This window comes from Streptomyces sp. NPDC097107 (assembly GCF_044762405.1).
Lineage (GTDB): Bacteria > Actinomycetota > Actinomycetes > Streptomycetales > Streptomycetaceae > Streptomyces > Streptomyces thinghirensis.
The window spans coordinates 640258-652234 of record NZ_JBIWEF010000002.1 but is presented as its reverse complement, the minus strand read 5'-3'; the positions used below and the strand labels follow the sequence as shown (position 1 = coordinate 652234).

10 protein-coding genes are annotated in these 11977 nt (G+C 71.1%); 3 read left to right on the top strand and 7 right to left on the bottom strand.

All coding sequences use genetic code 11. The features are described 5' to 3' along the window. Positions 1-46 precede the first annotated feature (46 nt). From ftsH to dacB, 5 genes are all read right to left on the bottom strand, one after another. Positions 47-2086 carry an ATP-dependent zinc metalloprotease FtsH gene (ftsH, locus tag ACIQ1J_RS06720; RefSeq protein WP_403554831.1) on the bottom strand — a complete coding sequence of 680 codons (2040 nt, stop codon included), beginning with the start codon at positions 2084-2086 and terminating at the stop codon, positions 47-49. A gap of 195 nt (positions 2087-2281) precedes the next feature. Next, positions 2282-2821, bottom strand: a complete 540-nt coding sequence (gene hpt / locus ACIQ1J_RS06715; RefSeq protein ID WP_247696969.1) for a hypoxanthine phosphoribosyltransferase — start codon at positions 2819-2821, stop codon at positions 2282-2284. 94 nt (positions 2822-2915) lie between these two features. Continuing rightward, a complete protein-coding gene (gene tilS, locus ACIQ1J_RS06710) occupies positions 2916-3974 on the bottom strand; it encodes a tRNA lysidine(34) synthetase TilS (RefSeq protein WP_403554671.1) in 1059 nt (352 codons plus the stop codon). Positions 3975-4169: 195 nt separating this feature from the next. Further along, positions 4170-5294: a zinc-dependent metalloprotease gene (locus ACIQ1J_RS06705; RefSeq protein ID WP_210962626.1), complete on the bottom strand. Its 1125-nt coding sequence runs from the start codon at positions 5292-5294 to the stop codon at positions 4170-4172. Between the two features lie 281 nt (positions 5295-5575). After that, the gene (gene dacB, locus ACIQ1J_RS06700) at positions 5576-7171 is read right to left on the bottom strand and encodes a D-alanyl-D-alanine carboxypeptidase/D-alanyl-D-alanine-endopeptidase (RefSeq protein WP_403554668.1); all 1596 of its coding nucleotides are present in this window, start codon (positions 7169-7171) and stop codon (positions 5576-5578) included. Between the two features lie 79 nt (positions 7172-7250). Here dacB and ACIQ1J_RS06695 point away from each other — a divergent pair, with 79 nt between their 5' ends. Further along, on the top strand, positions 7251-7742 hold the full coding sequence (locus ACIQ1J_RS06695; protein ID WP_403554666.1) for an inorganic diphosphatase: 492 nt from the start codon (positions 7251-7253) through the stop codon (positions 7740-7742). Between the two features lie 123 nt (positions 7743-7865). Then, the gene (locus ACIQ1J_RS06690) at positions 7866-9575 is read left to right on the top strand and encodes a threonine/serine exporter family protein (protein ID WP_403554664.1); all 1710 of its coding nucleotides are present in this window, start codon (positions 7866-7868) and stop codon (positions 9573-9575) included. A 190-nt stretch (positions 9576-9765) separates the two neighbouring features. Here ACIQ1J_RS06690 and ACIQ1J_RS06685 read toward each other — a convergent pair whose 3' ends face one another. Then, positions 9766-10617: a DedA family protein gene (locus ACIQ1J_RS06685; protein WP_403554662.1), complete on the bottom strand. Its 852-nt coding sequence runs from the start codon at positions 10615-10617 to the stop codon at positions 9766-9768. Positions 10618-10753: 136 nt separating this feature from the next. Between ACIQ1J_RS06685 and ACIQ1J_RS06680 the strand changes: the two genes are divergently transcribed. Beyond that, positions 10754-11119 (top strand): YbjQ family protein, encoded by a 366-nt coding sequence (locus ACIQ1J_RS06680; protein ID WP_073726677.1) that lies wholly within the window; start codon positions 10754-10756, stop codon positions 11117-11119. Between the two features lie 21 nt (positions 11120-11140). Here the strand turns inward: ACIQ1J_RS06680 and ACIQ1J_RS06675 are convergent, their stop codons facing one another. Further along, positions 11141-11902: a MerR family transcriptional regulator gene (locus tag ACIQ1J_RS06675; RefSeq protein ID WP_403554660.1), complete on the bottom strand. Its 762-nt coding sequence runs from the start codon at positions 11900-11902 to the stop codon at positions 11141-11143. Positions 11903-11977: the final 75 nt, after the last annotated feature.

The window sequence follows — 11977 nt, the reverse complement described above, 5'->3', positions numbered from 1 at the left end:
GTCGGCATACATTCCGGGCCTGGTGGGGCTGCCGGGAGTGGCTGGGTCAGCTCTCCGGGCGTTCCTCCGGGGCTCGTTCCGGAGCCGGGGCCGGCTCCGGCGTGGTGCTCTTGGCGGTGGAGATCGCCGCCGGCGAGCCGTTCGCTCCGTTCGTCAGGGCGAGCTCCTTCGGAGAGAGCACCGGCGGACGGGTCGAGGGCGTGCGGCGGGAGGAGCCGGTCCAGGCGGGCCGGGCCGGGCGCTTGACGATCTGGGCGAAGACCTCGGCGATCTCCTCCTTGCCGAGCGTCTCCTTCTCCAGCAGGGCGAGGACGAGGTTGTCGAGGACGTCGCGGTTCTCGACCAGGATCTCCCAGGCCTCGTTGTGCGCCGTCTCGATGAGCTTCTTGACCTCTTCGTCGACCAGCGCGGCGACCTCTTCCGAGTAGTCGCGCTGGTGACCCATCTCACGACCCAGGAACGGCTCGCTGTTGTCGCCGCCGAACTTGATCGCGCCCAGGCGCTCGGTCATGCCGTACTGAGTGACCATCGCGCGGGCCACGCTGGTGGCCTTCTCGATGTCGTTGGCGGCACCCGTCGTCGGGTCGTGGAAGACCAGTTCCTCGGCCGCGCGGCCGCCCAGCATGTAGGCGAGCTGGTCGAGCATCTCGTTGCGCGTGGTCGAGTACTTGTCCTCGTCCGGGAGCACCATCGTGTAACCGAGGGCCCGGCCTCTCGACAGGATGGTGATCTTGTGGACCGGATCGGAGTTCGGTGAGGCCGCCGCGACCAGGGCGTGTCCGCCCTCGTGGTACGCGGTGATCTTCTTCTCCTTGTCCGACATGATCCGGGTCCGCTTCTGCGGGCCCGCGACCACACGGTCGATCGCCTCGTCCAGCATGTGGTTGTCGATCAGCTTCTGGTCGCTGCGGGCCGTCAGCAGGGCGGCCTCGTTCAGCACGTTGGCCAGATCGGCGCCGGTCATGCCGGGTGTACGGCGGGCGACGGCCGACAGGTCGACGTCGGGGGCGACCGGCTTGCCCTGCTGGTGAACCTTGAGGATCTCCAGACGGCCCTGCATGTCCGGACGGTCGACGGCGATCTGCCGGTCGAAGCGGCCGGGGCGCAGCAGCGCCGGGTCGAGGATGTCCGGACGGTTCGTCGCGGCGATGAGGATCACGCCGCCCTTGACGTCGAAGCCGTCCATCTCGACGAGCAGCTGGTTCAGGGTCTGCTCACGCTCGTCGTGACCGCCGCCGAGGCCGGCGCCGCGGTGGCGGCCGACCGCGTCGATCTCGTCGACGAAGACGATGGCGGGTGCGTTCGCCTTGGCCTGCTCGAACAGGTCACGGACCCGGGAGGCACCGACACCGACGAACATCTCGACGAAGTCGGAACCGGAGATCGAGTAGAACGGCACGCCCGCCTCGCCCGCGACGGCACGCGCGAGCAGGGTCTTGCCGGTGCCGGGCGGGCCGTACAGCAGCACGCCCTTGGGGATCTTGGCGCCGACGGCCTGGAACTTGGCCGGCTCCTGGAGGAACTCCTTGATCTCGTGGAGTTCCTCGACGGCCTCGTCCGAGCCGGCGACGTCCGAGAACGTCGTCTTCGGGGTGTCCTTGGTGATGAGCTTCGCCTTGGACTTGCCGAAGTTCATGACGCGGGAGCCGCCGCCCTGCATCTGGTTCATCAGGAACAGGAAGATGACCACGATGAGGACGAACGGAAGCAGGGTGATCAGGAGCCCGACGAACGGGTTCTGCTTCGACGGCGACACCGTGTAGCCGTCGGGGATCTGCTTGTCCTGGTACTTGTTCTGCAGCGTGCTGGCGAGGGTCACGCCCTGGTCGCCGATGTAGCTCGCCTGGATCTTCGAGCTGCCCTCGACCTTTTCGCCGTCCTTGAGCTGAACCTTGATGTTCTGCTCGTCGCCGGTGGTCAGCTTGGCCGACTCGACCCTGTTGTCGTTGATCGCCTGGACGACCTGGCCAGTGTCCACCGTCTTGTAGCCGCCGGACGAGCCGACGACCTGCATCAACACGACCACGGCAAGGACGGCCAGCACGATCCACATGATTGGCCCACGGAAGTATCGCTTCACGTCCATCCACACGGAGCGGTGGCGCCCCGTCCCTCCTGCCATAGTGAGTTTGATAAGACAGTTCTTCTGACGGTACCCCAGCCCGGCGGCCCTCAGCCGCACGGGACCGCCGGCTTCCCGTCTGCATGCTCCAACGGCGCGGAGGCCTCCGGGGTTCCCGGTGACCCCCCGAAACGCCGTGAAGTCCGCTACAAGGCCGTGTCAGCCGCCGTAGACGTGGGGCGCGAGCGTACCGACGAACGGGAGGTTGCGGTACTTCTCGGCGTAGTCGAGGCCGTAGCCGACGACGAACTCGTTGGGGATGTCGAAACCGACCCACTCCACGTCGATGGCGACCTTCGCGGCGTCCGGCTTGCGCAGCAGCGTGCACACCTTGAGGGAGGCGGGCTCGCGCGAGCCGAGGTTGGAGATCAGCCAGGACAGTGTCAGGCCGGAGTCGATGATGTCCTCGACGATCAGGACGTGCCTGCCCTTGATGTCGGTGTCGAGGTCCTTGAGGATCCGCACCACGCCGGAGGACTGGGTGCCCGCGCCGTACGAGGACACCGCCATCCAGTCCATCGTGACAGGGGTGGACAGCGACCGGGCGAGGTCCGCCATGACCATCACGGCGCCCTTGAGGACACCGATGATGAGCAGGTCCTTGCCCGCGTACTCCGCGTCGATCTTCGCGGCCAGCTCGGCCAGCTTCGCGTCGATCTCTTCCTTGGTGATGAGTACCTTCTCGAGGTCGGCACCCATGTCGTTCGCGTCCACCGCATCACTTTCGGTCGTCCCACCGGCCACTCCGGAGCGCCCCGGCGATCCGTACGCGGATCGGTGGGAGGGTCCGGATTCAGCCTTGCCGAATCACCAGTCTGCCACCCTGCCGCTGGGCGACGACTTTGCCGGGGAGGTTGATGGCCCCCTGACCGCGCCAGCCGGTGATCAGCCGGTCGATTTCCTCGATGTGGCGGGCGAACAGCGCGCCCGCGGGGGCACCGGCCTCGATGGCGGCGCGGCGCAGGATCCGGCGGCGTACGGCGGGCGGGAGGGCGTAGAGCTTGGCGCACTCCAGCATGCCCCGCGCGTCGCGGACGCCGGCCTCGGCCTGGCGGGCCCAGGTGTCGAGGGCGTCGGCGTCGTCCCGTGAGAGTTGCGCCGTACGGGCGAGGGCCTCGACGACGCCCTTGCCGAGCGCCTTCTCCAGGGCCGGCAGGCCCTCGTGGCGCAGCCGGGAGCGGGTGTACGCCGGGTCGGCGTTGTGCGGGTCGTCCCAGACGGGCAGGGACTGGACCATGCAGGCCTTGCGGGCGGTCTGCCGGTCGACCTGGAGGAAGGGGCGCCGGTAACGGCCGCCGGCCCCCGAGACCGCGGCCATGCCCGACAGAGAGCGGATGCCGGAGCCGCGGGCGAGGCCCAGCAGGACGGTCTCGGCCTGGTCGTCGCGGGTGTGGCCGAGCAGGACGGCGGCTGCGCCGTGGCGGGCGGCGGCGGCGTCCAGGGCGGCGTAGCGGGCGTCGCGGGCGGCGGCTTCGGGCCCGCCCTCGCGGCCGACGGTCACCGCGGTGGCCTCGACGGGGTCCAGGCCGAGTTCGCGCAGGCGCAGAACGACCTCTTCGGCGCGCAGGTCCGAGCCGTTCTGCAGGCCGTGGTCGACGGTGACGCCGCCGGCGCGGACGCCGAGGCGGGGGGCCTCGAAGGCGAGGGCGGAGGCGAGGGCCATGGAGTCGGCGCCGCCGGAGCAGGCCACGAGCACGAGCGGCGGCGCCGGGAGTCCGGCCTCGCGGTCCGGCACGCGGTCGGCGGCCGTCGCGGCGGGAACGCCGGCCGTGGTTTTCAGTTCGGTGAGGATGTCGTGGAGGACGCGGCGGACCGCCAGGCGTATCGCCGCGACCGCAGGATGGGGACCCATGTCCGGTGCCCTTCATGAAGTTGTCGGGGGTGAGACCGAGATTCGGTCACTCAGAGTGTGTAGATGGTGACAGAAACGGGCCGTTCCCCGAGCATCGCACGCCTGCCGAGGGCTCACGGTCCCTCGGACGGGTGATTGGAGGGGCGTTCGACTGCCGTCGGCCGGATTCGTTTCACGCCCCGTCCGCGGGGCTCACTACTCCGGCTTGCGGTGCACCCGCGCGATCCAGTCCGCCGGTTTGGCGATCTCCGACTTGGTGGGGAGGGTGTTGGGCGAGGTCCAGACGCGGTTGAAACCGTCCATGCCGCACTCGTCGACGACGGCTCGTACGAAGCGTTCGCCGTCCCGGTACTGGCGGAGCTTGGCGTCCAGGCCGAGCAGCTTGCGCAGGGCCATGTCCAGGCGGGAGGCGCCCTTGGCACGGCGCTGCTGGAACTTCTCGCGGATCTCCCCGACGCTCGGCACGACCGCCGGGCCGACGCCGTCCATCACGAAGTCGGCGTGGCCCTCCAGCAGGGACATCACGGCGGTGAGCCGGCCGAGGACCTCCCGCTGGGCAGGGGTCTGCACCAGCTCCACCAGCGACCGGCCGCCGTCGTCCTCCTCGGCCTCGGGACGGCCCCCGGCGAGGGTCTGGGCGGCCTCGCGGACGCGCTCCAGGACGGTCATGGGGTCGACGTCGGTCTCCGCGAGGAACGACTGGATTTCGCCCTCCAGGTGGTCGCGCAGCCAGGGCACCGCGGTGAACTGCGTGCGGTGCGTCTCCTCGTGCAGGCAGACCCACAGGCGGAAGTCGTGGGGCTCGACGTCGAGTTCGCGCTCCACGTGCACGATGTTCGGCGCGACGAGCAGCAGCCGGCCGCCGCCGTTCGCCCCGGCGGGGAGCTCGCGGGTGGCCGGGGCGAAGGTCTCGTACTGGCCGAGGACGCGCGAGGACAGGAACGACAGCAGCATGCCCAGCTCCACGCCGGTGACCTTGCCGCCGACGGCACCGAGGACCGCGTTGCCCGCGCCGTCGCCGCGCCGCTCCTGCATCTTCTCCAGCAGGGGCTTGAGGATCTCCCGGAACCCGGCGACGTTCGCCCGGACCCAGCCGGGGCGGTCGACGACCAGGACAGGGGTGTCGTGGGCCTCTTCGGTGGCCATACGAGTGAAGCCCCGGACGTGTTCCTCCGAGGCTTTGGCATGGCGGCGAAGTTCCGCGACGACGGCCCTGGCCTCGTCGCGGCTCACCTCGGGGCCCGGCCGTACGAGCCGGGTCGCGGTCGCCACCGCGAGGTTCCAGTCGACCATGCCGGAAGATGCGCCGATGCTCGTCATGCGTCAACGGTACGTGAGCGCTGCCGCTGGAGGCAGGCTGTGCGGGGCGGTGGGGTTGTTGGCAAGGGCCGGGGTCCGCCGGCAGCGCACCCGGCGTTGTGGGCCGCGCCCACCCGTCGCGCCCTGCGGCACGACTGCCCACGGCGGTGCGGCACGACTGCCCACGGCGGCGCGGCACGACTGCCCACGGCGGTGCGGCACGACTGCCCACGGCGGTGCGGCACGGCTGCCCGCGGCGGCGGCGCGCGATCGCCCGCAGCCGGGCCGCAGCCAGGCCGCAGCTAGGCGGACCCGGACGCCAAGGTCGTCGCCAAGTGGTCCAGGGCCGTCTGGGCCGACCACGCGTCCGTCGTTTCCGAGGCCAGGAAGGCGAAGCCCAGGAGGCGGCCCTCTTCGGTGACCATGGTGCCGGCGAGGGTGTTGACGCCCGTCAGGGTGCCGGTCTTGGCGCGGACCAGGCCGGCCGCGCCGTCCGGGTAGCGGCTGGTCAGCGTGCCGGTGAAGCCGGCGACGGGGAGGCCGGTGAGGACGGGGCGGAGCTCGGGCCGGTCCGGGTCGGCGGCCTTGGCCAGCAGGGCGGTGAGCAGGTCGGCGGTGATCCGGTCGGTGCGGTCCAGGCCGCTGCCGTCGTGGAAGCGAGCGCCGCGCACGGGCAGGCCCAGCTGCCTCAGGCGGGCCGGAACGGCGGCGGAGACCCCGTCGAAGCCGGCGGCCTCGCCGGTCGCCAGGGCCGTGTGGCGGGCCAGGGCCTCGGCGATGTCGTTGTCGCTGTTGGTCAGCATCCGCTCGACCAGGGACGCCAGCGGGGGCGAGGAGACGGTGGCGAGGGTGCCGGCGCGGTCGGTCGCCTTGGAGGGGCCGGGGCGCGACGCGGTGATGCCGTGCCGCTTGAGGAAGCCGGCGAAGGCGCGGGCGGCGTCGGCGGCCGGGTCGGGCACGCGCGGGGCGGGGCCGCTGGTGGAGTCGTCCGTGCGGGCCTCGTCGGCCATCAGGGCGGTGACCCGGGCGAGGTTCTCGTTGACCCCGATCGGGTGCATCTCCGTACCGGCGTAGAGCGTCGTGTCGTACGACAGCGTCACCTTGCGCACGTCCCGTTTCTTCAGGGCGGCGGCGGTCTTCTCGGCCAGGGTGCGCAGGCTCGCGAGGCCCCGGGCGTCCTTGCGCGCGGTGAGGGTGGGGTCGCCGCCGCCGACCAGGACGAGTTCGCCGGTGTCGGCCTCCAGGGCGGTGCGGGTGGTGAGGCGGTGGTCGGGGCCGAGGGCGGTGAGGGCGGCGACGGCGGTGGCGATCTTGGTGGTGGAGGCGGGGGTGAGCGCCGTGTCGGCGCCGCGGCCGTACAGGCGCTTGCCGGTGGTGAGGTCGACGACGGCCGCCCCGCGGTGGGTGCCGAGCGCCGGGTCGTCGAGGAGGGGTCCGAGGACGTCCGCGAGGGCCTTGGCGGCCGGCGCCGCCTCGGCCCCGCCCGGTACTCCGCCGGAGCCGTCGCCGAGGCCCGCCAGGACGGAGTCGGCGCTGGGTGCGGGGCGGGGCGCCCCGGACGTCGTACCGGACCCCCTGGCCCCGCGGCCGTGATCTACGCCACCCGTGCGCTCCAGGGCGACGGCCCGGTCCCGCTCGGCCGTACGCTGACCCGTGGAGTCCCAGGGGCCGGCGGCGGTCACCACACCGGCGGCGAGAGCCAGCCCGGCGGTGGCGGCACCGGCGGTGTAGTGCCAGGTCTTCGGCCTCGTGACCCGGGCGAGCCGCGGCGTCGTGGCCCGCGCGAACCGCGGTTCGGCGGCCCGCGCGGCGCGTGCCAGGCGCGGACGTACGGCGCCCGCGGCGCGCACCACGTGCGCTCTCGCGGCCCGCCAAGGCCTCAGCTCTGGCACTATCACCAGCCCCTTTCGCGATCACCCACCTGCGTGAGGGACACTTAATCACCAGAACTATGTGCTGATCATGGAGGAGCGTCCGGTGGAGTTCGACGTCACGATCGAGATCCCGAAGGGTTCGCGGAACAAGTACGAGGTGGACCACGAGACCGGTCGTATCCGCCTGGACCGCCGCCTCTTCACCTCGACCGCCTACCCGACCGACTACGGCTTCGTCGAGAACACCCTCGGCGAGGACGGCGACCCGCTGGACGCGCTGGTCATCCTGGACGAGCCGACCTTCCCGGGCTGCCTCATCCGCTGCCGCGCGATCGGCATGTTCCGGATGACGGACGAGGCCGGCGGCGACGACAAGCTGCTGTGCGTGCCGTCGACCGACCCGCGCGTGGAGCACCTGCGTGACATCCACCACGTGTCGGAGTTCGACCGCCTGGAGATCCAGCACTTCTTCGAGGTCTACAAGGACCTGGAGCCCGGCAAGTCCGTCGAGGGCGCCGACTGGGTGGGCCGCACCGAGGCCGAGACCGAGATCGAGCGGTCCTACAAGCGTTTCAAGGACCAGGGCGGCCACTGATCACTGATCAGGCCACTCCCGTAACGGGCCGCACGCGTGACGCGTGCGGCCCGTTCACGTTTGGCTGCGCATACTGAGGGCTACAGGCTGGAGGGTGTGTACGGATCAGGGAGCGTTGCGCAGGTGACGGAGGCGGAGGACCGCAAGCCGCAGTCGGACGAGGCCCGCAGTGCCTTCCGGCCGCCCGGCTCAGTCGCGGCGTCCATCGACGGCGAGTCGTCGACGACGTCCGAGTTCGAGATCCCGCAGGGGCTGGCCGTCCCGCGGAACGCCGGCACGGAGTCCGAGACGACCTCGGAGTTCGCGCTGCCGGAGGGGCTGGACTCGCTCCCGGCGGTGCCCGTGGAGGGCGAGGGGTCGGCGTTCACCACGCCCAGCACCTACCACGCCTGGACCGCGCCGGCCGCTTTCACTCCGGCGAGCGGCTTCCCGGCGGTGAACCTCGCGGACGTGCCCTGGCAGGACCGGATGCGCGCGATGCTGCGCATGCCGGTGGCCGAGCGGCCCGCGCCCGAGACGGCTCAGCGGCACGACGACGACACCGGCCCCGCCGTCCCCCGCGTGCTCGACCTGACCCTGCGTATCGGGGAGCTGCTGCTGGCGGGCGGTGAGGGCGCCGAGGACGTGGAAGCGGCGATGTTCGCCGTCTGCCGGTCCTACGGCCTGGACCGCTGCGAGCCGAACGTCACCTTCACCCTGCTGTCGATCTCCCACCAGCCGTCCCTGGTCGAGGACCCGGTGACGGCCTCACGGACGGTCCGCCGCCGGGGCACCGACTACACGCGGCTCGCGGCCGTCTTCCACCTGGTGGACGACCTCAGCGACCCGGACACGAACATCTCCCTGGAGGAGGCCTACCGGCGCCTCGCGGAGATGCGCCGCAACCGGCACCCGTACCCCACCTGGGTGCTGACCACGGCGAGCGGACTGCTCGCGGGCGCGGCATCCGTGCTCGTCGGCGGTGGGCTGACCGTCTTCTTCGCGGCCATGCTCGGCTCGATGCTCGGCGACCGGCTGGCCTGGCTGTGCGCCGGGCGCGGGCTGCCGGAGTTCTACCAGTTCGCGGTGGCCGCGATGCCGCCGGCCGCGATGGGGATCGCGCTGACGCTGGTCCACGTCGACGTGAAGGCGTCGGCGGTCATCACCGGTGGCCTGTTCGCGCTGCTGCCGGGGCGGGCGCTGGTCGCGGGAGTGCAGGACGGACTGACCGGCTTCTACATCACCGCCGCGGCGCGCCTGCTGGAGGTCATGTACTTCTTCGTGAGCATCGTCGCCGGGGTGCTGGTCGTGCTGTACTTCGGCGTCCAGCTGGGCGCCGAGCTCAATCCGGACGCCCAGCTGGGCACGGGCGACGAGCCCCTCGTCCAGATCGGCGCGTCGATGCTGCTGTCGCTGGCCTTCGCGATCCTGCTCCAGCAGGAACGATCCACCGTGCTGGCGGTCACCCTCAACGGGGGCGTCGCCTGGAGCGTGTACGGCGCGATGCACATCGCCGGCGACATCTCGCCGGTGGCGTCCACGGCCGCCGCGGCGGGGCTGGTGGGCCTGTTCGGGCAGCTGATGTCCCGGTACCGGTTCGCGTCGGCGCTGCCGTACACGACCGCGGCCATCGGGCCGCTGCTGCCCGGTTCGGCGACGTACTTCGGGCTGCTGGCGATCGCGCAGAGCGAGGTCGACAAGGGGCTCGTGTCCCTGTCGACGGCCGTGGCGCTCGCCATGGCCATCGCCATCGGGGTGAACCTCGGTGGGGAGATCTCGCGGCTGTTCCTGAAGGTGCCCGGCGCCGCGAGTGCCGCGGGGCGCCGGGCGGCGAAGCGGACGCGAGGGTTCTAGGTGTATTGACCCGCAGCGTTGTCGACGCGGGTGATCGGTGGGTGGCCGCCGGGTGCGGTGCCCTTCGGGCGCCGGCCGCCTACTGGCCCGGGACTGCGGCTTCGTAGGCGGCTGCGGGTCCGTTGTGTGGCTTGTCGCGCCCACGCGGCGGAGCCGCATGTCGATACAGCCCCGCTCCCCCGGGTGGGCTTCAGCGGCCCTGGTGGTAGGGGTACTGCCCGTCCTGCTGGTCGCCGTACGGCTGCTGGCCGTAGTTCTGCGGGTACTGCTGGGCGTACGGCTGCTGCTGGGGCTGCTGGTACTGCTGCTGGGGCGGGTACGGGTCCACCCTGCGGAGCTGGGTCGTGGCGTCGTCCATGACCGGGTACGGGGGCTGCTGGTACTGCTGCTGCACCGGCGCCGGCTGCGGCTCGGCGGCGGCGCGCTTCTTCTTGCCGCGTTCGCGGAGGTACTCGATGGCGATCGGGACGACGGAGAGCACGACGATCAGGACCAGGATCGGCTCGACGTTGGTCCGGATGAACTCGATCTGGCCGAGCCAGTAGCCCGCGAGGGTGACGCCGGAGCCCCAGGCCACGCCGCCGATGATGTTGTACGTCAGGAAGGTGCGGTACTTCATCCGGCCGGCGCCCGCCACGATGGGGGCGAAGGTGCGCACGATGGGCACGAAGCGGGCCAGGACGATCGCCTTGGGCCCGTACTTCTCCATGAACTCGTGGGCCTTGTCCAGGTTCTCCTGTTTGAAGAGCTTGGAGTTGGGACGGTTGAAGAGCTTGGGACCGAGGAACTTGCCGATCATGTAGCCCACTTGGTCGCCGATGACGGCGGCCAGCACGATCAGGGTGCACACCAGCCACAGCGGCTGGCTGATGTACTCGCCCTGGGCGACGAAGAGGCCCGCGGTGAACAGCAGCGAGTCGCCGGGCAGGAACGCGAAGAGTCCGGACTCGGCGAAGACGATGAGCAGGATGCCCGGCAGAGCGAAGGTCTCGATCAGATAGTCCGGGCTGAGCCACTCGGGGCCGAGCGCAAGGGTGGTCACGGGATTGTGGCTCCTGCTGCTGGGGGGAGGCGGGCTGGGACCTGGCTGCCCAAACGTATAACGCAGCCGTGGCGTTCCAGGTTCCACGGGAGTCCTGGGGGTGCACTGTGACGTTCCCCGGGGAAACCTGAGAACCATGGGTATTGAAGAATACGGCGGCGGACAGGGCCCTGGGCCCGAGGTGCTCGTCGTGACCACGAACGACCTGCCGGGCCATCGCGTGCAGGAGGTGCTCGGGGAGGTCTTCGGACTGACCGTGCGCTCCCGGCACCTGGGGAGCCAGATCGGCGCCGGGCTGAAGTCGATGGTCGGCGGTGAGCTGCGCGGACTCACCAAGACGCTGGTCGAGACCCGCAACGAGGCGATGGAACGCCTGGTCGAGCAGGCACGCGCGCGTGGCGCCAACGCGGTGCTGGCGTTCCGCTTCGACGTGACGGCGGCCGCGGACGTGGGCACCGAGGTGTGCGCGTACGGGACGGCGGTGGTCGTGGCCCGGGAGTGAGACCCGGGCCACGGCCACCGCTCAGGAGGTGTGCCGGCCGGCGTTGGCGAGGATCGCGTCGCGCATGTAGGCGGCGAGGCCCGGCTTGGCGGCGTCGATGTTTCGCGTGAAACGTTCGTCCGATACGTACATCTCGCCCAGGCAGGTGTGCATCTCGTACCCGCAGTCGTAGTGGTTGCGGGCGATTCCCTGCCGATGGTCCTCGGCGGCGTCCATGGCCGCCTCGGAGCCGGCGGGCGCACCGGCGTCCATCAGGGCGACGAAGCGCCGGGTGAGCTCGTCGGCCTCGTCCTGGATGCGCTGCCAGTCCTCCTTGGTGTACGAGGCGGTCTTCTTGCGCGACTGGCGGTAGGCGTCGGTGTCGCCCCAGCGTTCCTGGACCTCCTCCTGGTACTCGTCGGGGTCGAAGTCGCCGAAGACCTCGAACTTCTCCTCGGGCGTGAGGTTGATGCCCATGCTGCGTGCCTCCATGGCCTGCTCCACGGCCGCCGCCATCTTCTCCAGCTTCCCGATCCGGGCGGTCAGCAACTCGTGCTGGCGGCGCAGGTGCGCGCGCGGGTCCGCGGCCGGGTCGTCGAGCAGGGCGGCGACCTCGTCGAGCGGGAAGCCCAGCTCCCGGTAGAACAGGATCTGCTGCAGCCGGTCGAGGTCGCCGTCGTTGTAGCGCCGGTGGCCCGCGCGGCTGCGCTCGGTGGGTACGAGCAGGCCGATGTCGTCGTAGTGGTGCAGGGTGCGCACCGTCACTCCGGCGAAGCCGGCGACCTGTCCTACGGAGTAGCTCACTTCCGCTCCTTCCTCTGACGCCTTCCACGCTGCCGCCTCACGTGACGTGAGGTGCAAGCCCGAGTGCGGGGTGCG